Here is a 24,545-nt window from a genome sequence, read left to right on the forward strand (position 1 = left end):
AGTTGGCGCTAATTAGTTTTATGATTAATGGTCAACCCTGGAAGGGGCAAGTGGAAGCACATGAAACACTACTCGATCTCATCCGTGATAAATTGGGACTGACAGGCACCAAAAAAGGCTGCGATAGTGGGGAGTGCGGAGCTTGCACGGTTATTCTAAACGGCCTCAGTGTTAATTCTTGTATTGTTCCGGCCTTAGAAGTTGAGGGGAAAGAGGTCCTAACGATCGAGGGGTTGTCACGAGGCGAGGTACTGCATCCGATTCAGGAGGCTTTTATTAGTGAGGGCGCGGTTCAGTGCGGTTTTTGTACACCGGGAATGATTATGTCTACCAAGGCGTTGTTGGACAGCAATCCGCACCCCTCGAAACAGGAGATTCGTCAGGCCTTAGCGGGTAATCTTTGCAGGTGCACAGGGTATGGAAGGATAGTAGCCGCCGTAGAAAAAGCGGCAAAGATGGGTGGTGACGACCTTGCCGGAAATGATAGTCGGGAAATCAGCGACAAAGTATGACGCGTTTGCCAAAGTGATTGGGGAAGCCCAATATATTCAGGATTTAACCCAGCCAAGAATGTTATGGGGGAAAATTTTGCGCAGTTCATTGCCCCATGCCAGAATACTTAATATTGATACTTCGAAAGCCGAGAAATTGTTGGGAGTAAAAGCGGTTTTAACAGCTAAAGATCTGCCCGGTCGTCGGATTGGTTTTGGCAACGATAATGAGGTGTTGAAAAGGAACAAGGTACGCTGTGTCGGCGACGAAATTGCCGCCGTGGCAGCAGTTGATGAAGCGACAGCCATTGAGGCTATGTCCCTCATAAAAGTTGAATTCGAGCCTTTGACAGCAGTGTTTGATCCGGAGTTGGCTATGGCTGAAAACTGCAATGTTTTGGTACATGAGAGCAGAGGCAGCAATCTGTCACTGGAGTATCATTTTGAAACCGATGAAGCGGCATTAGCCGCCTCGTTAGATCAGGCAGCTGTCGTTTTAGAAGATCGGTTTACTTTGCCTTTTGTGACCTCTTCGGCTATGGCTACCCATGGTTGTATGGCTTTGTACAGAAATGGCGAACTAACCATATGGACACCGACACAGGTCCCTTTCTTGTACCAACATGAATTGATGATGGCAACAGGTATACCAGGCAACAGAATTCGAGTTATTCAGCCAACGATTGGCGGTGGTTTTGGGGCTAAACTTGATATGTATCCTTATGAGGCTGCCTGTGTCCATTTATCTATGGTAACGGGGCTGCCGGTAAAAATAGTATTCACCAGAGAGGAAGAATTTCAAGCGTCCCGTCCACGTCAGCCGATGATTATTGACCTGGTAACTGCGGCCGACCGCGATGGACATTTGCTGGCCCGGAAAGCCAAGGTTATCTGTGACAACGGTGCTTATAATTCCTGGGGTTCCACGACGCCATTTGTTGGCATGCAAACTATATCTTCCTTATACCGGGTACCTAACGTGCGTTATGATGCCCAGATTGTTTACACGAATAATCCCTATAGCGGTGCAATGAGGGGTTACGGAAATCCTCAGCATACCTTTGCAGTTGAGAGCCACATGGATATGTTGGCCGCAAAATTAGGGATGGATCCATTAACTGTTCGCCTTATTAACGCGAACCAAAGCGGGGACGTTACACCTCAAAAAATGAAAATTACGAGTTGTGCTTTTAGTGAAACCCTAAGAGAAGCCGGCAAAGAGTTAGGGTCATTACCATCCGAACCGGGAAAATTACGTGGTAAAGGGATAGCAGGTTTGCTTCATGTGGGTGGTGGTGCCAGGGTTTACCGCTCGGATGGCTGCGGTGCCGTGGTCAAACTTGATGATATGGGTAGAGCTGTTTTGTTAACAGGGGCAACGGACATGGGGCAGGGTTCCGATACCATTTTGACTCAGATCGTGGCTGAAGTGCTCGGACTTGAGATAAAGGATGTAAAGGTTATTAATAACGATACGAATTTGACCCCCTGGGATGTGGGTTCCCATGCCAGCCGTACAACCTTTATTGCGGGCAATGCCGCCAAAATTGCTGCTGAAAAGGTTCGAAGTCAGCTAATAACTGCCGCTGCACAAATCTTAAACGCTAATCCTGATCAATTGTTACTAAGAAATAAACGCATCATGGTAGAAGATGCACCCGAACGTTTTGTAGATATAGGCAAAATAGTTCGTTCCCTGCATTTTAAACAGGATGGCAAGTTATTAGTTGGTGAAGCTTTTTATGATCCCCCGACTGAAATGCAGGACAACCAATTCCTTGGAAATGTTTCGGCGGCTTACGCCTTTGGTGCCCATGGGGTAGAAGTTGAAGTGGACAGAGCGACAGGAGTTGTCAAAGTGCTAAAAGTTGCAGCTGCCCATGACGTCGGTAAAGCAATTAATCCCCTAGCTATCCAAGGTCAGATTGAAGGTGGGTGTGCCATGGGCCTTGGATATGCACTATCGGAAGAAATGAAACTCCGGGAAGGACGGGTGATTAACGCAAATTTCCTTGACTATCGTCTCTTGACCGCCGTGGATATTCCTGAAATAGAGGGAATTATCGTAGAGAGCGACGAGCAGGAAGGTCCGTTTGGCGCCAAGGGTATCGGCGAAGCTTGCTGTATCCCGACCGGTGCAGCCGTGGCCAATGCTGTCTATGCAGCAACAGGGGTAAGGATTAAGGAACTGCCGATCACACCGGCTAAGGTGTTAGAAGGTTTGAATAAAATGAGGAGTACTTTTGATACCTAAGAGAGTGAGGCATGAGAGGGGGAAAGTTATGACTAGACGTGTAGCAGCAGTGGCGGCCGGGACCAGCAAGAAATGGGGAGTATATCCGGGAACTTATCGAGATCTCATTTCCGAGGCCGGTAAAGCCACTTTTGACAGTAATCCAGAGATTCATCCTAGGGATATTCAAGGATTTATCTTAGCAAGTGTTTTCCCGGAACGTTCCATTTTTCAATCCCATGTGGCTACACTGGCGGCAGAAACCGTGGGAGTAACCCCCACAAAAATTTTTCAGCGGGTAGAAAATATGTGTGGTAGTGGTACGATTGCTATCCGTACTGCCTATATGGCCATTGCCAGTGGTCTTTGCGATGTCGTGATGGTAGTCGGTGCTGAAAAAATGCATACACCTCAGCCCGTGGAAACCTACATGAATATGTTAGCCGGCGTCGACCGTGAGTATGAAGGAGCGCTTGGAGTAACTGCACCTGTGCAGTTTGCTCTGGCTGCTCAAGCCCATATGCTGAAATATGGTACAACTCATGAGCAATTAGCCCAGGTTTCAGTGAAAAATCATGCCCACGCGGTAAACAATCCCTATGCCCATTTTCCCAAGTCCTGTACCCTTGAAGAAGTGTTAAGCTCCAAACCGGTAACGACACCTTTTAATATCCTTGAATGTTCACCTATATCAGACGGTTCTGCCGGAATGATTCTTATGAGCGAGGAAAAGGCTCGGGAATATACGGATAAACCCGTATTTATCTTGGGAACAGGCCAAGCAGCCTCTGGTTTTAATTATGCCAACGTACCCTCAGACCTGTCTGATTGGACCATGTTGAAACAAGCGGCTCAGGATGCCTATAAGATGGCAGGGATTGGTCCTAATGACATTGATGTAGCGGAAGTTCATGATTGTTTTAGTATCTCTGAAATCATCATCATGGAGGAACTGGGTTTTTCAGAGAAGGGAAAAGGCGGAGAATTTGTCCTTCAAGGGCGTTCAGACTATGGGGGTGATGTGGTCATCAATCCTCGTGGCGGCCTCTTAGGCTGCGGCCATCCTCTTGGTGCTACCGGAGTGGCGCAAGGAGTAGAAATATTCCGCCAATTACGCGGTGAGGCCGGTTTAAGACAGGTAGAGGGAGCCGAAATTGGTTTAGGGCATAATCTGAGCGGAGTCAGTGAGCATCATGTACTTATATACGGAAGAGGTGATCTCTAATGGCGGAAAGATTAATTTGGGATTATGTCTATGCCTATGATCCGGTACCACAGCAGACACCGGAATTTAATAAGCTTCATAAGTATTATGAAAATCTGCACCTGGAACGGTTGACAACAACAAAATGTACGAAATGTGAGAAGATTTCCTGGCCGCCGCGGTCGGTATGCCCCGAGTGTATGTCAGATGAAATGTCCTGGGTTGATTTGCCGGAAGAAGGAAGCATTATCGTGGTTACCGTTCAGGAATCCGGCGCCTTTCCGGGTTTTCAAGCCCCGTTAATCTTCGCTATGCTTCAGTTTGGTGACATTCGGTTTATAGGTAAACTGATCGATGTTGAATTATCCCAATTGGCACCTGGCAAGAAGGTTCGCTTAAAGGTGGAAACACAGTACGACGGTCGAGTGCTGCCGGCATTTACTCTAACTGGCAATTAAACACTTGGCTATACACAGGTCTTAATCCGAAATGAGGTCTTCATCTGAATCCGAAGATTCTCCAAGGGTAAACCCGGTTACTATTCGAAACGACTAAAGAAGGAGAGAAAAGCATGACCTATAAAGTTAGAGGATTAACGTATGACCAGATGAACGTAGGGGATGAGTTCTACACAGTTTCCCGAACCATTACCGAAGCGGATGTTGTAAATTTTGCCGGACTTTCCGGGGATTATAATCCATTACATACCGATGAAGAGTGGGCTAGAAAAAATACTCCTTTTGAAACAAGAATAGCGCATGGAGTATTGATTCAATCCATCGCAACAGGATTAGCCAATCAATTGGGGATCTTTGAAGGGACGACCATTGCAGTCATTGAAATGACTTCACGTTTCGTAGGGGCAGTTAAATTTGGCGATACCATTCACACGGTTTTAAAAATAGCAGAAAAGAAAGAGAGCAAAAAGGCTGACCGGGGAATTGTTACTGTCGCCATAGAAGTGCGCAATCAAAAAGATGAAGCGGTTTTACAAGGTAACTGGTTAGTAATGTTAAAACGGGATTAAGAATAAGGAGGAGAAAACTATGCGTTTTAAAGATCGGGTGGCTTTTGTTACAGGGGCTGGTGGAGGAATTGGTGCAGCAACCGCCAAGCGTTTTGCCAGTGAAGGTGCTAAGGTAGTCTTAAACGATGTAGCTGTAGAGAACGCAGCTAAAATCCTCAAAGAGATTGAAGCGTCTGGAGGACAAGGTTTATTAGTTGAAGGCAGTGTAACATCTAAAATTGAAGTTGAAGCGATGGTAGATAAAATCATATCTACTTACGGGCAAATCGATATCTTAATAAACAATGCAGGAATAACCAGGGACGCACTTGCTAAAAAGATGTCAGAAGAGCAATGGGATCAAGTTATCGATGTTAACTTAAAAGGAACGTTTCTCTGCGCTCAGGCAGTTTTTGGTCCTATGAGCGAAAAGAAATACGGCAAAATCGTCAGTACGGCCTCCATCGGAGCCTTGGGTAACCCCGGTCAAGCAAATTATGCAGCATCTAAAGCGGGGGTTATGGGATTGACTTATACGCTCGCTCTTGAGTATTCCCGTTATAACATTAATGTGAATGCAGTTTCCCCTGGAGCAACAAAAACCCCCATGACCGCTAATATGCCCCCGGAAGCTTTGGAAAAAATCATCAGTACCATTCCGTTAAAACGTATGGCGATGCCTGAGGATATTGCGAATGTTCATGCTTTTCTTGCCAGTGAAGAAGCTTCATATATCACCGGTCAAGTTATTTTTGTTGATGGTGGAATATCGGTTGGAATATAAAAGGAAAGGTCAAGTGTACTTTCCACAGAAGAATGATTTTCCTAAGATCTAAATTTATTATTCAAGGAGGCGGAGTTAATGGATTTTTCATTGAATGAAGAACAAGTCATGTTTAGAGATACAGTCCGAAAATTTGTGGAGAAAGAAGTTAAGCCTTTTGTTGAAGAATTGGATGCAAAAGAGGAATATCCTTACGAAATAATGAAGAAAATCTACGAGCAGGGATTTACCAATCTAAATATACCGGAAGAATATGGTGGTTCAGGAATTGATCCGCTGACGGCTTTAATTATCACGGAAGAAATTGCCCGGGGATGTGCGGCGGTAGCAACCAGTTCATCCTGTAATTCATTAGCGACTTATCCCATTCTGATCGGAGGCAATGAAGAACAGAAACAGCGATTTTTACGTCCAATAGCTGAAGAGGGTAAATATGCTTCTTTCTGTTTAACGGAACCTGGAGCGGGCTCAGATGTGGCAAGCCTTTCAACCGTAGCCCGCAAAGACGGGAATAAATATATTATCAATGGACGTAAGCAATTTATCACCAGTGCGAATGTCGCTAACTTTCTTACGGTTTTTTGTCAAACCGGTACAAATTCAAAAGGCCATAATACAATGAGTGCAATAGTAGTTGAGCGCAATACACCAGGGGTTACGATAGGACGCCATGAAAAGAAAATGGGTTTGCGCGCTTCAATTACTTGTGAAGTAATCTTCGAAGATGTTGAAGTACCGGTTGAAAACCTGTTGGGAGATGAAGGTTCAGGTTTTAAGCTTTCTATGGAAACCTTGAATAAAGCACGGCCAACCACAGGAGCGATGGCTTTAGGAGTAGCGCAGGCAGCTTTGGAAGCATCCGTAAATTACGCCAAAGAACGTGTTCAATTTGGCAAACCCATAGGACAGCAACAGGCTGTACAGATGATGTTGGCTGATATGGCGATGAAAGTGGAAACAGCGCGCCTCCTCGTATATAAAGCAGGCTATTTAATGGCTAAAGGTTTACCTTATACGAAAGAATCAGCCATGAGTAAATGCTACGCTGCCGATATTGCGATGGAAGTAACCACAGATGCAGTTCAGATCTTTGGCGGCTATGGCTATACAAGAGATTACCCGGTAGAAAAGTATATGCGTGATGCCAAAATAATGCAGATTTATGAAGGTACAAACCAAATTCAGAGGGTTGTCATTGCTAAAGATTTGTTGCGTTAATTAAATGTAGGAATCTAAAAAGAAAACTGGAGTGATTTGTGTCACCCAGCTTTCTTTTTAGTACTTTAGAATGAATATCATCTCGGAAACGCTCAGTGAATCAAAGTTTCATGATCGTTGGGGGTAAAGACATGCAAGAAAATAGGGAATTATTAAAAGGACTCACCGTGATCAGTCTGGAGCAGGCCTTATCAATGCCCTATTGTACTTACAGACTGGCCTTAAAAGGTGCGAGTGTGACCCGGATCGAAGCTTTACAAGGGGATCCAAACCGTTACGTAGGTTTCCCGCTAGGCGATGAGCAAGCAATGAACTCGCAATTCCTTTGCGTTAATGCCGGAAAGCAATCGGTGTCACTTAACTTGGCCGATGAACGAGGACAAAAGCTTCTTAGGGAAATAGTTGAAAAAATGTCGGTTGACATTTTTTGCACCAACCAGCTTCCCAAAAATTACTCAAAACTAGGCATTTCTTACGAAATATTATCTTCAATCAAGCCGGATATCATTTGGGTTGGTTTATCCGGATTTGGGCCTGAAAAGTCTGAACCAGCCTATGATCCAATAATTCAGGCTATGGCAGGGATTATGGATGTGACGGGTGAGCCTGATCGAGACCCATTAATGACGGGTGTGCCAATTGCTGATCTCGAAGCCGGAAATCAGGCATATTCCGCTATTATGGAGGCCTTGTATAAGAGAGCAATAACCGGTAAAGGAAGCAGAATTGATATTTCTATGTTTCAGTGTGCGGCAGCGTTACTTTCTACAAAGATAACTAATTTTGAGTTCGGTGAGCCTGCAGGCAGAAACGGAAACCGGCACCGGCTTTTTGCTCCGGTCAACACGTATCCTACCGAGGATGGTTATGTAATTATTGCTGCTGGAAATGACCGTCAGTGGGCCTTATTTGTTGCTAATCATGAATTTGCCGAATTGAACAAACAAGAATATTCAACGAATAAGGGCCGAATTGAGGACATTGAAAGACTGGAAATGATTTTAAGAAGCATAACCAGTTCCATGAAGACTGAACAGGTAATAAAGATTTGTAAAGATAGCGGCATCCCTGTGGCTAAAGTGGCTACCTTAAATGAAATAATGGCTGATCCTGACATGAGAAAGAGTATGAGTCGGGCAAAAGACCCTGTCTCCGGGTATGAAATAACTCTTCCGATTGATCCGGTTGCTCAGCCTTCAGGGAAAGGAATGGTTCATTTTCCTCCAAGATTAGGCGAACACAACGAAGAGGTAATGATGAAGTTCTTAGGTTATTCCGCAGAGGAAATTAAAGAGTTGAGGGAAACGAATGTTATCAGTTAATCATTGAAATTTCAAGATTCAGAAATTTGAGGTTTTGAAAATGAAACAAGAATTATTGATGGGAAACCAAGCGATAGCCTTGGGTGCCATACACGCGGGAGTTGGTGTTGTTACCGGATATCCCGGAACACCGTCTACTGAAATCTTGGAGACCGTGGCGAAACGCAATCCGGGTAATATTTACGTAGAATGGTCGGTAAATGAAAAATCGGCTATGGAAGTAGCCGCAGGCGCTACCTACGCAGGAATAAGAACAATGGTCACCATGAAACAGGTAGGTTTAAATGTGGCTTCAGATCCTATCATGAGCCTTGCCTATATTGGAGTCAAAGGCGGTATGGTGGTTGTGGTTGCCGATGATCCGGGACCTATTTCGTCTCAGACAGAACAAGATACCAGACAATTTGGGATTTTTTCTAAAATTCCGGTGTTTGATCCATCTTCCCCCGAAGAGGCATATCGGATGATTGAAGATGCCTTTGACTATTCAGAAAAATACAATACCCCTGTGTTGTTTCGCCCGACTACAAGAGTGTGCCATGCGAATGCATCCATAACTGTAAATGACTCCCGCCGTGTAATCAAGGCTGAAGGCTTTATCAAAGATTCTAAATGGGTGATTTTCCCTCGTTTATCGTATGAGAGCCATATGAAAATAGAAAAACGCAATCCTGTCATTGCAGAGGATTTTTTTTCTTATTCCTATAATAAGGTTACCGGACATGGCAAAAAGGGAATTGCCACTGGTGGTGTCAGCTATGCCTATACAAAGGAAGCACTTTCCTCTCTAAATGGAACAGGTAAGCTCATGAAGGTTGCCACTCCTTATCCTTTCCCAGAAAAGCTAGCTTTGGAGTTCCTCAAGGATTTAGATGAAGTCCTAGTTATCGAAGAACTTTCTCCTTATCTTGAAAAAGAGCTGATTTATCTATGCGGAAAGTATCAGCTTCCTGTAAAAATAAAAGGCAAATTAACGGAAGATATGCCATGGGCGGGTGAAAACACAGTAAAATCTGTAACGGAAGCAGTCCGCAACTTTTTAAGTCTTCCTTATTCCCAATCAGAAACTAAAGAAATTTCAATAACTCTTCCCGACCGCGATCCTGTCTTGTGTGCAGGATGTCCTCATCGTGCTTCCTTCTATGCGGTGAAAAGAGCTATGAAGGGCAGAAAGGCTGTGTTTTCAGGAGACATAGGATGTTACACTCTAGGCAATGCCAAACCTCTTGAGATGGTGGATACTTGTCTTTGCATGGGTGCCGGGGTGACAATCGCCCAGGGTATCCACAGAGTGGAGCCTGATGGTGTAAACTTTGCATTTATCGGAGACTCAACCTTTTTCCATACAGGTATTTCCGGAGTGATCAACGCCGTAACGAATGAGACGGACATTGTGTTAGCGGTTCTTGATAATTCAACAACCGCCATGACAGGTAACCAGCCCAATCCAGGCACCGGGCAAACCATGATGGGCAGTATTTCACAGAAAATTAGTATTTACAATATTCTTTCTGCTATTGGAGTCAAACATATTGAAAGGATAAATCCCTTTGATTTAGCAAAGGCGCAAAAAGCTGTTACAAAGATGGCAGATATTAAGGGCGTTTCAGCAATTATATTTGAAGCTCCATGTATACAAATTGTAAAACCTGCTCCCGCTTACAAGGTATATACGGAGAAATGTACAAACTGTGAACACTGTATCAAAGAACTAGGCTGCCCGGCCATTGTTATAGAGAACGAACAAGTAACCATTGATTCCACGTTGTGTAATGGTTGCTCCATTTGTTCCCAAGTTTGTCCATTTGGTGCGATCGGGGGTCCAGAACAATGAAAAACTGTATTTTAGTGGGTGTGGGAGGTCAGGGTACTATTCTGGCTTCAAAATTGATAGCCCAGGCGGCCATGGATAAAGGCAAACAGGCACTAACAACAGAAACCATCGGTATGGCGCAACGTGGAGGAAGTGTAGTAAGTCATATACGCATAGGTAGCGAAATTTATTCTCCTTTAATTCCTCTCCAAGCTGCTGATTTGGTCATTGGATTTGAACCTGCCGAAGCTGTGAGAGCCCTTCCATATTTGAAAAAAGACAGTATGGTTATTGTCAGTAAAAGAGCCATCATACCGGTCACCTCAGCTTTTTCCGGCTCAAATTATAACGGGATGGAAATGATGTCTTATTTGAAAGATCACGTTGAGAATCTAATAGTAGTTGACACCGATACGATCTGCCGCTTATGTGGCAGCAACAAGGTAGTCAATTTGTCCCTTTTGGGTGTTGCAGCAGCGGGCGGCGTTCTTGACATTTCATTAAACGATCTTGAAAATACCATTCGCAAGGTACTTCCCGAACATTATATTGAGATGAATATCAAAGCACTCCATTTAGGCGCAAAATCCATTACTGAACAAACTTGGGCGACGCATTAAACTTCATGTGGACTTTGGATAAATTATTTTGCTGGGAAAGCGGTTAAAATTTCGTTTAGTTTATGCCGAACGCGGGATTAGACTGTAGACTGAATTGTACAAATAGTCTATAATTATTTTTGGGGAGGGAACGAGATGTCTCTTAATTCCGAAGATGCCTACAAACGCCTGGAAAAAGACTGGCGCTCCATGATTTTTATTGCCCACGATTTCTTTCACCGCTGGCGCCAGGTTGTGGAAGAAAAATACGGCAAAGAGGAAGCGGAAGGCCTGATTCTTCGCTTTTGGGAATTAGTCGGCCAAGGCACCGGAGAGAGCTACCTGAAGCGGGGCCGGGATACGGAAAACCTGGAGCAGGTGGTTAAAGCCATGCTGAGGGCAAGCGAGGTCATGGGGGAACAGGCGCGCATGGAGGCTGACGGGAATGATTACCTGCTCATCCACGATGCCTGTCCCTGGATTGATTCCTTTAAGTCTTATGGAGCTCCGGGAGAATGCCAGGCCGGGTGTGACCATTGGTTTGGCACGGCGGTAAAAGTTGTGTCTCCGAATCTGAATGTCGTGACGGAGAGCTGCCTGGCGGCCGGAGACAGCGCTTGCGTCAGACGCTATTCGAAACGGAGTTGAGGAAGAATGATGCCCGAACCTTCCTTATCCCTAAAACAAGTCTTAGCACTTTTTGAACATATTCACAGTGGTATTATCGTAGTCGATGCTGCCGGGAAGGTTATCGTGTGCAATGCGGCTGCCCGCAAAATTCTAGAAGCCGGCCCGGAAGTGGTCGGGACACCTATTGACCGTTTAGTGCCGGAAACCAAATTGTTTCAGATCATTCACAGCGGGCGCGGGGAATATGGCCAACAATTCTCTTATAAAGGCAAGACTTATGTGGTGAACCGGACCCCGGTTTTTGCCGATGGGGAATGGGGACAGGAAGTCGTTGGGGCGATTACGGTTTTTCAGGATGTCACTGAGCTTGAAGAAATTTCCTCCAAGCTGGAATCATATCAGAAGGTCAACAAGGAACTGGAAGGAATTATTGCATCTTCTTACGATGGGATTATTATCACCGACGGTGAAGGAAATGTCCTTAAGATCAATCAGGCGCTGCTAAGGGTTACCGATTTGACCCGGGAACATTTCTTGGGCCAGAAAATCGATTCCCTCTATGAAAAAGAGATTTTCTCCTATGAGGCGGTAGCCGCAAGGGCCAGGATCGGGAAAAAATTAGTCACAGGGATTCAGAAAATCAAGACCGGGAAAAAGGTGATCGTGAGTGCTACCCCGGTGTTTGACGATGACGGGAATGTGATCCGGGTCGTAACCAATGTGCGCGACCTGTCTGATCTGGCCAAGCTGGAGCAAGAGCTGGATGAGTCGCGTCAACTCAGCGATCAGCTGCGCTCCCAGTTTAATAAACTATTGGAAGAAGAATTGCGTTCGCACGGTTTGATTACGCAAAATCCGGAAATGTTCAGGCTGCTTGACTTAATCCGCCGCGTGGCTGCCAGTGATGTCACCGTCCTGGTTCAGGGAGAATCCGGCGTGGGCAAGGAAGTGTTTGCGAAACTGATTCATCTCTGGAGCCAGAGAAAAGGAGCTTTTATTAAAGTAAATTGCAGTGCGCTTCCGGGGCATTTGCTGGAGTCTGAGCTTTTTGGGTACAGCAAAGGGGCGTTTACCGGGGCCAACAGTGAAGGGAAACCGGGATTATTTGAATTGGCCCAGGATGGTACCCTCTTTCTGGATGAGATTGAGGATTTGCCCTTGGAATTACAGGGCAAGTTTTTGCGGGTGCTCCAGGACCGCGAGTTTATGAGGCTGGGCGGGACCAAGTATATTCACGTTAATGTGCGCTTAATCGTGGTCAGCAATAAAGACCTGAGCACGATGGTAAACGAGCGCCTCTTCCGGGAGGATCTGTTTTACCGCCTTAACGTGGTGCCCCTGACCATCCCGCCTTTACGCCAAAGATCAGAAGATATTCCCTTGCTGATTGATTTTTTCGTCGAGAAATTTAATCATAAATACGGTACCCGGAAAACGGTTGCTCCTGAATTAGTCCGAAGCTTTACGGAATATCACTGGCCCGGAAACATACGCGAACTGGCCAATACGTTGGAAAGGCTGGTTTTGCTGACCAAGGATGAGCGTTTGAGTCCTCCCTCATCTACGGCATCATTTGTCCGTTTCTCAACACTTCCTGATGAATCACCCGTCTCACGCTATAAATCATCCGTTTCCCGGTCCCAACCTCTGCCTCTGCCGGAGCTGCCTAAACTGAAGGACGCTGTGGCTCAGATGGAAATTCAATTGCTGTCCCAGGCTTTGAAAAAGTATAAAGACTCGCACCGCATCGGCCAAGCCTTGGGCATTTCCCATACAGCAGTGCTGAAAAAGCTCAAAAAATACAGCCTGCAACTTGGAAACGATTCGTTCCATTCGGAAATTTAGGTATCCAAAATTCGCGGCATCCGGTAACCAAAGTTTCCAGTGTGAGAATAGTCAAAGGCAAGCAATAACAAACAAGAACAAACCGCCGTTGATGGTGCACCTGAAATCATGAAGTCTCTTTCCGGTAAAGGATAAAAACAAACCGTTCAGCGGTGTTAAGATACCCTTAATCCATTAATAGAAACTAATAAGAATTTATATGAATAAGATGTGTGATTGCGTTAAAACAGTGCCTTAAGCAGGCACTGTTTTTGCAATTTACAGAAGATTAGGAATGTATAATATATTACTGCAATACCGAAAAAGGAGGAGATTTGATGTTGGAAGGATTTACCCCGTGGCCCCAGGAGTTGGTTCGGTACTATAAGGAGAAAGGGTACTGGGAGGATTTAACCATTGCGGATGTGGTGGATGCCAGCATCGCCGAGTATGGGGACAAAGAAGTTCTGGTGTATGGAGATTTGCGCCTCACCTATAAAGAGTTGGGGCAGAAGGTTGACCGCTTGGCTCTTCATTTCCTGGAGATTGGGCTCAAGCCGCAGGATCGGGTGGTGCTCCAGCTCCCCAATTCTCCGGAATTTATCTACACCTTCCTGGCCTTGGTGAAAATCGGCGTGATTCCGGTAATGGCTTTGGCGCCGCACCGCCAGGCGGAAATCCGGCATTTCCTGAAAAGCTCTGGAGCCGTAGGGTATTTTATTGCCGGAGAATACCGCAAGTTTAATTACCTGGCCATGGCGGAAGAGATGAAAGCGGAGACCGAAAGCTTAAAGTACATCTTTGTGGCCGGGGAAAAAAGTGAGACACAAACAGGAGCGGCACAAACAGAGGCGGCAAAATTGGGAGCCGTAAAACCAGAAGCCGCAAAATCCGGGACAATGACGGATGGGATCATCTATCTGAATGACTTACTGGCTCAGGCTATTGAAGCAAGGTATGAGCCGGGCTACCTGTCTCAGTTCAGACCTGACCCAATGGAGGTTGCGCTCATGCTTTTGTCCGGGGGGACGACGGCGCTCTCCAAGCTAATTCCGCGCACCCATAATGATTATGTGTACAACTTTAAGCAAAGCGGGCGGGTGGCCGGCATGAGCGAGCAAACGGTATTGCTGGCCGTGCTGCCGCTGGGCCACAATTATTCCCTGGGTTCTCCCGGACTGCTGGCTGCTTTGGCCAATGGCGGCAAAGTGGTGATTGCGCCGGATATGGATGCCGATAATGTCTTTTCATTAGTAGAAAAAGAAAAGGTGACCATCATTCCGGCGGCCGTTCCCTTGATTGCGCGCTGGGTCAATTCCCCGGTGCCGGAGCTGTATAATCTTGAATCCCTGCAAGTCGTGCAAAACGGCGGAGCAAGGTTGGCCCCGGAACTAAGAAGAAGGCTAATCGAGAAATTCGATTGTATCCCGCAAGAGGTGTTTGGGACGGCGGAAGGACTCCTGAATCTTACACGCCTGGATGATGAGGAGGATCTCTTGCTCAACAGCTCCGGTGCGCCCATCTGTCCGGATGATGAGATTAAGGTCGTGGACCATGACGGCCAGGAAGTGCCGGATGGGGAAAGCGGAGAGCTTATTTGCCGGGGGCCGTATACCATTCGCGGTTACTACAATCTCCCGGAAACGAATAAGAAGTCGTTCACCGCCGACGGATTCTACCGCATGGGAGACATTGTCCGCAAACAAGGGCGCTATATTTTTACCGAAGGGCGCAAAAATGACCTCATCAACCGGGGCGGGGAAAAAATCAGCTGTGATGAAGTGGAAGGCTTAATCCTGCGCCATCCGAAAGTGCATAATGTCGCTTTGATTGCCATGCCGGATGAAGTGTTCGGAGAAAGAGCCTGTGCCTATGTGATGCCGAAGGCGGGAGAAAAAATTACCTTCCAGGAACTGATTGAATTCTTAAAAGGACAAAATATCGCCAAGTTTAAGCTGCCGGAAAGATTGGAAATCGTACAGGAATTTCCGTTGAGCCCAGCCGGGAAAATCCTGAGAAGGGTCTTGCGGGAAGATATTACGGCTAAGTTGGAACAGGAATCTAAGATGACGGGCTGAGATGCGGGCTTCGAAGCTTCAAGATCGAACCTAAAGATTGAGCCTGAAGATAGAGATAATTTGTTGGAAAAAGGTATGAGGGGACGTAAATATTCAGCCAAGAAGATTGGAGGGGAACTTATGTCCCAAAGCATTAAAGCTACTCAATGGTTTGATAACCAAAAGTTTAACCGTTTTCATGCATTGCTCTTGCTCATTACTGCGTCCGCACTCATTTTCGACGGGTATGATTCTCAGGTCATCGCTTATATTATGCCTAAGGTGCTTGGAGAATGGAAACTAAGTCCGGTAGTCGCCGGATCACTGGCATCCTATGGTTTCATGGGGCTAATGATTGGGGCGGCCGGGTTTGGCATGATCTCCGACCGGATCGGACGTAAAAAAAGTTTGATGCTGTCCATTGGAATTTTCTCTTTGTTCAGCGGCTTAACTTTCTTTGCCCCCAATTTCAAAGTCTTCGTTGCGCTGCGTTTTATGGCCGGTTTAGGCATGGGGGGAGCCATGCCGATCGCGATCACGTTGGTGTCAGAGTTCGCCCCGGCAAAAATCCGGGCCAAAGCCGTCACCGGCATGTTTGGAGGATTTACTCTGGGATGGGCAGTCGCCGGACTGCTGGCCATGCTGATTATCCCATCTTTTGGCTGGAGACCCTTGCTCCTGATCGGGTTGGTTCCCGTTCTCTTAATCCCGGTCATCGGCTTGTATCTGCCGGAATCTGTCCGTTTTCTCAGCCATAAAGGGCGCTACCGGGAAGCAATTGCCAACATGCGGAAGATTGAGAGAATGGCTGGGGCCACCCCGCACAACTGGCAGGAACAGGATTTTATGGACAATGCCCCGGCAGCGGGTACAGCCGGCAAAGCCGGGAAAGGGTCCCAAGCAGTGGGTGTAGTGTCAAAACGAGGCGGTTTAAGAGTCCTGTTTGGCCCCGGGCTCAGATGGATGACGGTTTTAGTGTGGTTAACTTACTTCTTTAATTTGCTGGTAATCTATGGCCTGTCCAGCTGGCTTCCTTCCTTATTAGTTAAATCAGGTTTCTCTTTAGTAAAGAGCTACAGCTATGGCATGCTCCAGTCCCTGGGAGCCACGGCCGGCGGTTTCCTCCTGGGCTGGGTGATGGACAAATTTGGCCGCAAAGCGGGTTTGAGCTTGTTCTACTTCCTGGGAGGGCTGGCCTTATGGGTATTTGCCTTCGCCAGCTCGAACTTGGTCCTCTTGCTGGCAGGTACGGCGACCGGAGTATTTATTATCGGCACTCAGATTGCGCAGCACGTGATCACCGGGGAAATCTATCCGACGCAAGTCCGGTCAAGCGGGGTTGGCTGGGCCTTAACGATTGGTCGCCTCGGGTCGATTATCGGACCGCTCCTGGGAGGCATGATTCAAATGGGCAATTTCAGCTTTGGCCAGTACTTCTTAATTTTCTCAATCCCTGCCTTTCTCTGTGCAGTCTTAGTTTTGCTGTATAAGATCAATGTTAAGGGAGAAGGTTTGGAGATGATTAATGAGAAGCTAGCTCTAGCCGGTGATGCTCCGGCCGTTTCTCAGACGGCGGTTGAGACATCGCGCTAGTTCTTGACTTTGCCATTAGGAGAGTGAGCCCGCAGGTGTAAGCGCCTGCGGGCTTGATTTTTCACAGCATTAAATATGCATTATTGCATAATGTGTTAACATGTTAACATTTATTGCCCATAAAGAAGGATTTATCATAGGACTTTAGAATAAATATATCTATGGTTTATGCAATAATGCACAATGACCAAGAAAGTTCGACAAAGTACTTAATCTCCGTGAACAACCGTTCAAAAGAAAATATCTACATTTAAAGGAGAAAATACGACCGCTCGCCAGTAATATGCTGAATCTTTCAACGAAACCTTGTAAACTAAACAACAGAGAGTGAACGATAAAATGCAATAGAGCAAAGTTTATGCGAAAATGCATAGCAAGCTTGAGCGTAATAATGCTCGGAAAGGAAGTGAATTTAAATGACGGATTGGGGCTTGGCCGTTCAAATTTTTATTAACGGTGTGGTTGTAGTTATGCTGGTCATGGGGATACTGCAAGTTTCGGTAACGCTAACATCTAAAGTGATTAAGGCCATTGAGGGCAAGGAAAAAGAAACGGCCACTAAGGTCTAATGAGATGAGTTGTTAAAGCGTGAGGGAGGAGTCAACTAGATATGTTCAAAGTATTTGAAGATCTCATCGTAAACAGCGGTTTTGTCCACCTGACTTGGGGCAATCTGGTCATGTGGGTGATTGCTTTTGTACTTATGTATCTGGCGATTAAGAAACAGTATGAACCGTTATTGCTGCTGCCGATTTCTTTTGGAATTCTCGTGGTTAATTTGCCCTTAACCTTTTTGATGGAACCCAATACCGGACTTATCTGGCGTTTTTACCACTATGGCGTTGAATGGGAAATTATCCCCCCCCTCATCTTCCTGGGCTTGGGAGCCATGACGGATTTCGGTCCCGTGATTGCGAACCCGAAGACTTTGCTCTTAGGAGGTGGTGCCCAGGTAGGTGTTTACGTGACATTCTTTGTGGCGTTAGTGTTTGGCTTTAATATGAATGAGGCTGCCTCAATCGCTATTATCGGCGGTGCGGACGGCCCCACCACGATTTATCTTGCATCACATCTGGCGCCTTATCTCTTAGGCCCAGTGGCAGTGGCGGCATACTCTTACATGGCTATGGTGCCGATTGTGCAGCCTCCGATCATGAAGCTTTTGACCACGGAAGCTGAGCGCAAGATTGTGATGAAGAAGCTGCGTCCGGTGAGCAAAATGGAAAAGATCGTTTTCCCGGTTGTTACTGCCGTTCTTATTATGATGATCGTACCGTCCTCTGCGGCCTTAATGGCCATGTTCATGCTCGGGAATTTGTTCAAGGAATCCGGAGTGGTTGAACGCTTGACTAAAGCTTCTCAGAACGAGCTTATGAACATTGTCACGATTTTCTTAGGAATCTCGGTTGGGGCGACCATGACGGCTGAAGTATTCTTGCAATCGCAGGTTATTTTCATTTTCATCTTAGGCTTAATTGCGTTCTCTGTCAGCACAGCTTCCGGAGTCCTGTTGGCTAAACTGATGAATCTCTTCCTTAAAGAAAAGATCAATCCTCTAATCGGGGCCGCCGGAGTTTCCGCCGTCCCGATGGCTGCCCGAGTGGCCCACAAAGTGGCGGCAGAAGCCAACCGCCAGAACTACCTGATTATGCATGCCATGGGGCCGAATGTTGCCGGTGTTATCGGAACCTTGATTGCTGCTTCAGTTATGCTTACCTTCCTGGGAAAATAACTTGCAATGAACCATACCCAATAGGGTATACTTGGGTTTGTGAGAGGAGGTGATGACATGGCCAGTGTTAACGCTCCAATGGAGGGGAAAGTTTTCAAAATCAATGTAAATGTCGGAGACAAAGTGCAAATGGATGACGAGATTATCGTTCTCGAAGCCATGAAAATGGAGACCCCAATATATGCTTCTGATAGCGGCACCGTGAAAGAAATCAAGGTGAAAGAAGGGGACTCTGTCAGCGAAGACCAGGTTCTGTTGGTTATTGAATAATTGTTTAAGCCCCCGCGTGAACTACATAGCCCGTGGGGGCACCTTTTAACACTGAACTAACCCGCCCTAAGTCCCCCGTCTCTATAGGCGGCGGGTGCCAAAGGGCGGTTAAGTCCAGTATGGACTCGACTAACATTCAGTGGGGGTTGAATCCCCCTCTGAATGAAGTCTCGTTCAACCTTGCTTTTCCCTAAAGAGTTTATGACTTTGCATAAGAGCGCTTTCCAATTAGGAGAGGAGTGTCAATAAAATGGCAAGAAAACAAACCCCGTTACGCCCGTACTTTGAGACCATGCCGGAAATCGGCAAAGCTTTAAGTGAGGCTGAAATCAGACGCAGTGAAGATAACGTTAAGTTGATAAAAGAGCAAGAGGATATCGTGGCTCAAGCGGTTGAACAGGTCAAAAACGCCGGAGTGCCTGCCGAAACCATTCGCCAGAAAGGGCAAATGACCGTTTATGACCGGATTGAGTACTTGGTAGAACCCGGGACTTGGCTGCCGCTCCATACCCTTTATAATCCGGTTGACAACGAGGAAGGATGTACCGGAGTTGTGGACGGACTGGGCAAAATCGAAGGAAAATGGGCGGTCATCATCGGCTTTGATAATAAAGTAATGGCCGGTGCTTGGATTGCCGGCCAGGCTGAAAACATTCTGAAGGTTACGGATATTGCTAAGAGATTGAACGTACCGCTCGTTTGGCTGACTAACTGCAGCGGGGTTAAGTTGATGGAGCAAGAGGAAGTGTACGCCGGCCGCCGCGGCAGCGGCACCACCTTCTTCCGCCATGCTGAACTCAATAAGCTGGGGGTTCCGATTCTTAACGCCATATACGGCACAAACCCGGCCGGCGGAGGCTACCAGGGAATCAGCCCGACCATTCTTCTGGCCCATAAAGATGCCAACATCGCTGTCGGTGGAGCCGGAATCGTGGGCGGCATGAATCCTAAAGGATACTTTGACGCGGAAGCTGCCCAGCAGTTGATTGACGCGACCAAAGGTTTCAAAGCCAAAGCACCGGGGCGGGTTGAGACCCACTTTGATGAGACCGCTTATTTCAGGGAAGTTCATGATACGGAAGAAGGGGTTCTGGACGGAATTAAAGAGTACATGCGGACTCTGCCTGCCTATGATCCCAAGTTCTTCCGGGTTGCGGAGCCCGCAGCGCCCAAATATGCGCCGGAAGAAATTGACCGCATTGTCGCAGCCAACCAAAAGCGCCCCTATGACGTGATGCAGGTCGTGGCGCGTTTGGTCGATAACAGTGAGTTCATGGAGTACCGCCCGGACTATGGGCCGGAAGTGTTCACCGGGGTGGCTAAGATTGACGGTTTCCCGGTGGGGATTATCGGCAACCGCCAGGGAATTTTCCCGAAATATCCGGAGTATGCGGAAGGCGCTTATGCCGGAGTTGGGGGTAAGCATTACCGTCAAGGTTTAATTAAGCAAAATGAATTCGTCACCTTCTGCGGCCGGGATAACCTTCCGATTATCTGGCTTCAAGACACGACCGGTATCGATGTCGGGGATTTGGCGGAGAAGGCCGAACTCCTGGCTCTCGGACAAAGCCTGATTTACTCTATTGAAAAAACCGATCTTTCCATGATGTGCGTGGTCTTGAGAAAAGGTTCAGCCGCAGCCCACTATATCATGGGCGGCCCCCAAGCGAATGAAAACAATGCCTTTACCCTGGGCACACCGCTCACGGAAATCTACGTCATGCACGGAGAGACCGCAGCCGCCGCTTCCTATGCCCGCCGCCTCGTGAAAGAGCAGGAAGCCGGACGGGATCTGGAGCCCGTGATTGAAAAGATGAACCAAATGGTCAAAGACTATGAAGAAAAGTCTAGGCCGGTGTATTGCGCCAAACGTGGCTTTGTGGATGAGATCGTATCCCTGCCTGATTTGCGCAATTATGTGGTCGCCTTCACTGCAGCCAACTACCAGAATCCGAAATCAATTACCCCGGTTCATCAAATGATTCTGCCCCGCATCATTAGAGGATAATTAAGACTCATAAAGAAAAAATTATGAAGCAGAGAGTGTTAATTGCCCCCAAAGTGGCGCATGAGCTTAAATAGAATACTGGAGGAGATGCCGAATGGGAAGGCAAGCTTGTTTGAAGTCTAACTTCAAAGGCACCACAGAGAAGGTTATAACCCAAGTTGCCAAGAATCATTTACTCTATGAGAAAGAGGGTTATCTGGCTAAAATCACCCTCAACCGCCCGGAAGCCTTGAATGCCTTTTCCGTCCCGATGATCAGGGGGTGGGCCAAAGCGCTGCAGGATGCTCAAGATGACCCTGCCATCCGGGTCATTGTGGTAACCGCCAGGGGCAAAGCTTTTTGCGCCGGCGGGGATACCAAAACCATGTTAAGCGGCAAGGGCTTTATGGCCGATGACGAGCAGGGGGATGCCTGGGGCAGCCTGGCGCTGGACCGTAAACGAGCCTTAACCGAATATATTCATAAAATTGCCCTAACGCTTGAAAATATGGATAAGCCCGTAGTGTGCGGGATCAACGGAGTCGCGGTGGGGGCAGGTTTGGATATGGCCTTGATGTGCGATATCCGGATTGCCGCTGAGAGTGCCAAAATTTCCAGCGGTTATGTCAAGGCAGGTCTGGTGCCGGGTGACGGCGGTGCCTACTACATGCCGCGCATTGTCGGGGTGGCCAAGACCCTGGAGCTGATGTGGACCGGTGATTTTATTACGGCGGCGGAAGCCGAAAGATTAGGTTTAGTCAATAAAGTTGTCCCGGATGAAGATTTACAGCGGGCAACCTTGGAGACAGCGCTTAAAATTGCCGAATCCCCTCCGGTTTCTGTCCAGATGATTAAGAGAGCCGTGTACTCGGCCCAGCGTACCCAGGATTTGCATACAGCCCTTGACCTTATTTCATCCCACATGGCTATTGTTACGGAAATGGCTGATCATAAGGAAGCCTTAACGGCGATGCAGGAGAAACGCAAACCAAATTTCCGCGGAAACTAACTAGTTGAACGAGACTTCATTCAGAGGGGGATTCAACCCCCGCTGAATGTTAGTCGAGTTCAGTGTTAAACTTCTCAATTCTTGCTTGAGTGTTTATGCGCGTTGCAGGTAAAACGCTGCAGCGCGCATTGTTTCCCTATGCAGGGCTAAGAATACGGAGTGCCAATTTTCGGTTGATTAAGGGAGGATTCACGTGCACTTAAAGGTTGGCCAAGTTATGACACGTCTAACCATCTGTTTGTATACGCACAATACGATTGAAGATGCGCTGGCGTTAATGAAAGAAAAGAAAGTGCCCGGATTGCCTCTTTTGACTGAACAGGGGCATATACAAGGGATGGTGAGCAAGGAGCAAATCCTGGAGAAAGGTTTGGAAGGGATAGCTCCTGAGGCCAAAGCGGTGAATTACCTTACCACCCGCTTTATCCCGGTGAAGGAAGAGACGTTGGTGGAGGAAGTTTGGGATTTACCGTTTGAACTCTATCCAGTGTTAAACAGCCAGGATGAGATCACCGGGGTGATATCCAAATATCAGTTGGGTTTGGCCTTATTTCAGCATTCCGAGCTTAGACGCCAGGAGCTCGAAGCCGTTTTTGATTCAGCTCATAACGGGATTTTAGCGATCAATAAACAGGGAATCATTACCTCCTTAAACCCTGCTGCCGAGAAACCTACCCGTTCCACCCGGGCCGAAGCCGTGGGTAAGTTCCTTACAGATGTCATTATTCCCACGGGGTTATTAGAAGTGGTTCGCAGCGGAGTACCCGCTTTCGGGGTTAAATTTCAGGTGGGCCGGCGCCAGTATATTACCAATCGGACGCCCATTATTAAAAACGGAGAAGTCATCGGTGCAGTAGGAGTTTTCCAGGATGTTTCAGAGATTGAAAAGACTCTGCAGGAATTGCGGAGTGTGCGCCACTTAAACGATCAGCTAAAAACCATTGTCGATTCCTCTTATGACGGGATTATTATCTGCGATGATCAAGGGGAGATTTTGCGCTGCAATCCTGCGGTGGAACGGATTTTAGGCTTATCTGCTCCGGAATTGGTAGGCAAGCATTTCCGCGAGCTCGTGGACCGGGGGCTTTTTGCCAATAATATCATTCAAATGGTGAAAAAAGAGTCTGGCCCGGCAAATATTCTGGAAAGGCCCTATGCTGATCACTCCTTGCTGATTACGGGCAACCCGGTCATGGACGAAGAAGGGGAAATCAGCAAAATTGTCATCAATATCCGGGATATGAGTGAACTTCTGATTCTTAGGGAAGCTTTAGAAGAAAGCAAGCAGCTTTCTCAGAAATATCAATCTGAAATCGTGGAACTGAAAAATAACATTGATCCGGAGTTTAATCTGATTGTGCGCTCCCCGGCTATGGAACAGGTATTGGAACTGGCCCAGCGTGTAAGCAAAGTCGATTCTCCGGTGGTCCTTATCGGGGAAAACGGGGTAGGGAAAGAAGAAATCGCCCGTTTTGTGCACCAGCACAGTGAACGCAAAGGCTCCCCTTTCCTCAAATTAAACTGCGGGTCTGTTCCGGAAGAATTGCTGGCGCAGGAATTGTTTGGAGGAAAAAGCCGCTCCGGCAGGAAAAGCGGTCTGTTAGAGCGCGGCCACCTGGGGACTCTTTTCTTGGAAGAGATTGAACAGATGCCCCTCAGCTTGCAATCAAGGCTGCTCAGGGTTATGCAGGATAAGGAGTTAGTGCCGGATGAGGGGCAGCAAGCGCTTCCGGCGGATGTAAGGATTATCGCCAGCACCGGTCAGCCCCTGAAAGAATTAGTAGATAAAGGAACTTTCCGGGAAGACCTATTTTTCCGGCTCAACGTGGTTCCGATCAAAATCCCGGCCCTCAGGGAGCGCAGAGAAGATATTATTCCGCTCATTCATTTCTTCCTGAAACAAAACAATAAACGCTATAGCCTGGAAAAAGAGCTGGCATCAGATAGTGTTGAACTCATGCTCAATTACAGTTGGCCGGGAAATGTTAGGGAAATGGCCAATATTATTGAACGCTTGGTTGTAACGGCAGAAGGTAAAGTAATTAAAGCGAAGGAAGTCAACTTCGTTCTCTATGAGAGGGAACAAGATCCTGAACGCATGGTTTCAGTGGCAGGAGTCATTCCATTAAAAGACGCAATTGACGAAGTTGAACATCAGCTGGTTTCCTTAGCCATGGAGAAATACGGCACCACGGTCAAAGCGGCCGAGGCCTTGGGTGTCAACCAATCGACGGTTGTACGCAAATTAAAAAAACTAAAGGAAACTTAGTGCGAGGAAACCTAATTTTAATTTATAAAGGAAAATGAACGGATTTCTGACGCGGTGGGTTGAAACCAACTGTATCTCAGATTTCCGTTTATTATTTTTACAATCCTCAGAATCAACCGTTCATACGCGTTTTTGCGCACTCTGGACTTCGAAATGAACGGTTAGAACAATTCCAAATGATAATGTCTGAATCTTTTGTTATTATTATCTAAAAGGATTTTTGTGTTAAAGTAGTACTAAGACAAGTTCTGCTTTAAGAATGATAATGTATTAGGTATGACGAAACGTTTTTCAAATGCACCTGCCGTTTGGAGATGTTTTACACAAAGATAATGAAGTGGAGGAGAGAAGGGAAATGAAAACCTTAATGACCGGCAACGAGGCCATTGCCCGCGGTGCCTATGAGTACGGCGTGCGCGTCGCCGCCGCCTACCCCGGCACCCCCAGCACGGAAATCCTCGAAAACCTTGCCAAATATCCGGAGATTTACAGCCAGTGGTCTCC

Annotated in this window: 20 protein-coding genes; all 20 read left to right on the plus strand. The window is 47.0% G+C overall.

Features of this window, described 5'->3' with window-relative positions; translation table 11 throughout:
* Positions 1 to 2: 2 nt before the first annotated feature.
* The 20 genes from J0X21_RS01440 to J0X21_RS01535 all read left to right on the plus strand — a co-directional run bounded on the left by J0X21_RS01440 (position 3) and on the right by J0X21_RS01535 (position 24,041).
* A complete protein-coding gene (locus J0X21_RS01440; RefSeq protein WP_407947617.1) occupies positions 3 to 512 on the plus strand; it encodes a (2Fe-2S)-binding protein in 510 nt (169 codons plus the stop codon).
* On the plus strand, positions 481 to 2,745 hold the full coding sequence (locus tag J0X21_RS01445; RefSeq protein ID WP_236006024.1) for a xanthine dehydrogenase family protein molybdopterin-binding subunit: 2,265 nt from the start codon (positions 481 to 483) through the stop codon (positions 2,743 to 2,745). Before J0X21_RS01440 ends, J0X21_RS01445 begins: the two co-directional genes overlap by 32 nt.
* Before the next feature lie 28 nt (positions 2,746 to 2,773).
* Positions 2,774 to 3,949 (plus strand): thiolase family protein, encoded by a 1,176-nt coding sequence (locus tag J0X21_RS01450; RefSeq protein WP_206809239.1) that lies wholly within the window; start codon positions 2,774 to 2,776, stop codon positions 3,947 to 3,949.
* Entirely contained in the window at positions 3,949 to 4,386 is a 438-nt protein-coding gene (locus J0X21_RS01455; protein ID WP_206809241.1) for a Zn-ribbon domain-containing OB-fold protein, read from the plus strand. The genes J0X21_RS01450 and J0X21_RS01455 overlap by 1 nt, the downstream gene beginning before the upstream one ends.
* A gap of 113 nt (positions 4,387 to 4,499) precedes the next feature.
* On the plus strand, positions 4,500 to 4,955 hold the full coding sequence (locus tag J0X21_RS01460) for a MaoC/PaaZ C-terminal domain-containing protein (RefSeq protein WP_206809244.1): 456 nt from the start codon (positions 4,500 to 4,502) through the stop codon (positions 4,953 to 4,955).
* A 19-nt stretch (positions 4,956 to 4,974) separates the two neighbouring features.
* A complete protein-coding gene (fabG, locus tag J0X21_RS01465) occupies positions 4,975 to 5,718 on the plus strand; it encodes a 3-oxoacyl-ACP reductase FabG (protein WP_206809246.1) in 744 nt (247 codons plus the stop codon).
* Positions 5,719 to 5,796: 78 nt separating this feature from the next.
* Positions 5,797 to 6,936: an acyl-CoA dehydrogenase family protein gene (locus tag J0X21_RS01470; RefSeq protein WP_206809255.1), complete on the plus strand. Its 1,140-nt coding sequence runs from the start codon at positions 5,797 to 5,799 to the stop codon at positions 6,934 to 6,936.
* 131 nt (positions 6,937 to 7,067) lie between these two features.
* A complete protein-coding gene (locus tag J0X21_RS01475; protein ID WP_206809257.1) occupies positions 7,068 to 8,258 on the plus strand; it encodes a CaiB/BaiF CoA transferase family protein in 1,191 nt (396 codons plus the stop codon).
* A 40-nt stretch (positions 8,259 to 8,298) separates the two neighbouring features.
* Entirely contained in the window at positions 8,299 to 10,092 is a 1,794-nt protein-coding gene (gene iorA, locus J0X21_RS01480; RefSeq protein ID WP_206809266.1) for an indolepyruvate ferredoxin oxidoreductase subunit alpha, read from the plus strand.
* A complete protein-coding gene (locus J0X21_RS01485) occupies positions 10,089 to 10,691 on the plus strand; it encodes an indolepyruvate oxidoreductase subunit beta (protein WP_206809289.1) in 603 nt (200 codons plus the stop codon). Before iorA ends, J0X21_RS01485 begins: the two co-directional genes overlap by 4 nt.
* Positions 10,692 to 10,826: 135 nt before the next feature.
* A complete protein-coding gene (locus tag J0X21_RS01490; RefSeq protein ID WP_206809298.1) occupies positions 10,827 to 11,318 on the plus strand; it encodes an L-2-amino-thiazoline-4-carboxylic acid hydrolase in 492 nt (163 codons plus the stop codon).
* Between the two features lie 6 nt (positions 11,319 to 11,324).
* A complete protein-coding gene (locus J0X21_RS01495; RefSeq protein WP_206809306.1) occupies positions 11,325 to 13,145 on the plus strand; it encodes a sigma 54-interacting transcriptional regulator in 1,821 nt (606 codons plus the stop codon).
* A 317-nt stretch (positions 13,146 to 13,462) separates the two neighbouring features.
* Positions 13,463 to 15,202 (plus strand): (2,3-dihydroxybenzoyl)adenylate synthase, encoded by a 1,740-nt coding sequence (locus J0X21_RS01500; protein WP_206809317.1) that lies wholly within the window; start codon positions 13,463 to 13,465, stop codon positions 15,200 to 15,202.
* A gap of 120 nt (positions 15,203 to 15,322) precedes the next feature.
* On the plus strand, positions 15,323 to 16,774 hold the full coding sequence (locus J0X21_RS01505; RefSeq protein ID WP_206809318.1) for an MFS transporter: 1,452 nt from the start codon (positions 15,323 to 15,325) through the stop codon (positions 16,772 to 16,774).
* A 416-nt stretch (positions 16,775 to 17,190) separates the two neighbouring features.
* A complete protein-coding gene (locus J0X21_RS01510) occupies positions 17,191 to 17,343 on the plus strand; it encodes a hypothetical protein (protein WP_206809320.1) in 153 nt (50 codons plus the stop codon).
* Positions 17,344 to 17,384: 41 nt separating this feature from the next.
* Positions 17,385 to 18,506: a sodium ion-translocating decarboxylase subunit beta gene (locus J0X21_RS01515; protein WP_206809322.1), complete on the plus strand. Its 1,122-nt coding sequence runs from the start codon at positions 17,385 to 17,387 to the stop codon at positions 18,504 to 18,506.
* Between the two features lie 57 nt (positions 18,507 to 18,563).
* Entirely contained in the window at positions 18,564 to 18,776 is a 213-nt protein-coding gene (locus J0X21_RS01520) for a biotin/lipoyl-containing protein (protein ID WP_206809324.1), read from the plus strand.
* Positions 18,777 to 19,026: 250 nt separating this feature from the next.
* Complete coding sequence (locus J0X21_RS01525; protein WP_206809334.1) at positions 19,027 to 20,784, plus strand: acyl-CoA carboxylase subunit beta; 1,758 nt, start codon at positions 19,027 to 19,029, stop codon at positions 20,782 to 20,784.
* A gap of 94 nt (positions 20,785 to 20,878) precedes the next feature.
* Positions 20,879 to 21,772, plus strand: coding sequence for an enoyl-CoA hydratase/isomerase family protein (locus tag J0X21_RS01530; protein ID WP_206809341.1), 894 nt, complete (start codon positions 20,879 to 20,881; stop codon positions 21,770 to 21,772).
* A gap of 193 nt (positions 21,773 to 21,965) precedes the next feature.
* Positions 21,966 to 24,041 (plus strand): sigma 54-interacting transcriptional regulator, encoded by a 2,076-nt coding sequence (locus tag J0X21_RS01535; protein WP_328812016.1) that lies wholly within the window; start codon positions 21,966 to 21,968, stop codon positions 24,039 to 24,041.
* The last annotated feature ends 504 nt before the right edge of the window (positions 24,042 to 24,545 follow it).

Source organism: Paradesulfitobacterium ferrireducens (assembly GCF_017310645.1).
GTDB lineage: Bacteria > Bacillota > Desulfitobacteriia > Desulfitobacteriales > Desulfitobacteriaceae > Paradesulfitobacterium > Paradesulfitobacterium ferrireducens.

Excerpts from the sequence above, each read along its gene's own strand:
- J0X21_RS01445 (WP_236006024.1), top strand. The coding sequence starts at position 481 with ATGATAGTCGGGAAATCAGCGACAAAGTATGACGCGTTTGCCAAAGTG.
- J0X21_RS01450 (WP_206809239.1), top strand. The coding sequence starts at position 2,774 with ATGACTAGACGTGTAGCAGCAGTGGCGGCCGGGACCAGCAAGAAATGG.
- J0X21_RS01455 (WP_206809241.1), top strand. The coding sequence starts at position 3,949 with ATGGCGGAAAGATTAATTTGGGATTATGTCTATGCCTATGATCCGGTA.
- J0X21_RS01460 (WP_206809244.1), top strand. The coding sequence starts at position 4,500 with ATGACCTATAAAGTTAGAGGATTAACGTATGACCAGATGAACGTAGGG.
- fabG (WP_206809246.1), top strand. The coding sequence starts at position 4,975 with ATGCGTTTTAAAGATCGGGTGGCTTTTGTTACAGGGGCTGGTGGAGGA.
- J0X21_RS01470 (WP_206809255.1), top strand. The coding sequence starts at position 5,797 with ATGGATTTTTCATTGAATGAAGAACAAGTCATGTTTAGAGATACAGTC.
- J0X21_RS01475 (WP_206809257.1), top strand. The coding sequence starts at position 7,068 with ATGCAAGAAAATAGGGAATTATTAAAAGGACTCACCGTGATCAGTCTG.
- iorA (WP_206809266.1), top strand. The coding sequence starts at position 8,299 with ATGAAACAAGAATTATTGATGGGAAACCAAGCGATAGCCTTGGGTGCC.
- J0X21_RS01485 (WP_206809289.1), top strand. The coding sequence starts at position 10,089 with ATGAAAAACTGTATTTTAGTGGGTGTGGGAGGTCAGGGTACTATTCTG.
- J0X21_RS01490 (WP_206809298.1), top strand. The coding sequence starts at position 10,827 with ATGTCTCTTAATTCCGAAGATGCCTACAAACGCCTGGAAAAAGACTGG.
- J0X21_RS01495 (WP_206809306.1), top strand. The coding sequence starts at position 11,325 with ATGATGCCCGAACCTTCCTTATCCCTAAAACAAGTCTTAGCACTTTTT.
- J0X21_RS01500 (WP_206809317.1), top strand. The coding sequence starts at position 13,463 with ATGTTGGAAGGATTTACCCCGTGGCCCCAGGAGTTGGTTCGGTACTAT.
- J0X21_RS01505 (WP_206809318.1), top strand. The coding sequence starts at position 15,323 with ATGTCCCAAAGCATTAAAGCTACTCAATGGTTTGATAACCAAAAGTTT.
- J0X21_RS01510 (WP_206809320.1), top strand. The coding sequence starts at position 17,191 with ATGACGGATTGGGGCTTGGCCGTTCAAATTTTTATTAACGGTGTGGTT.
- J0X21_RS01515 (WP_206809322.1), top strand. The coding sequence starts at position 17,385 with ATGTTCAAAGTATTTGAAGATCTCATCGTAAACAGCGGTTTTGTCCAC.
- J0X21_RS01520 (WP_206809324.1), top strand. The coding sequence starts at position 18,564 with ATGGCCAGTGTTAACGCTCCAATGGAGGGGAAAGTTTTCAAAATCAAT.
- J0X21_RS01525 (WP_206809334.1), top strand. The coding sequence starts at position 19,027 with ATGGCAAGAAAACAAACCCCGTTACGCCCGTACTTTGAGACCATGCCG.
- J0X21_RS01530 (WP_206809341.1), top strand. The coding sequence starts at position 20,879 with ATGGGAAGGCAAGCTTGTTTGAAGTCTAACTTCAAAGGCACCACAGAG.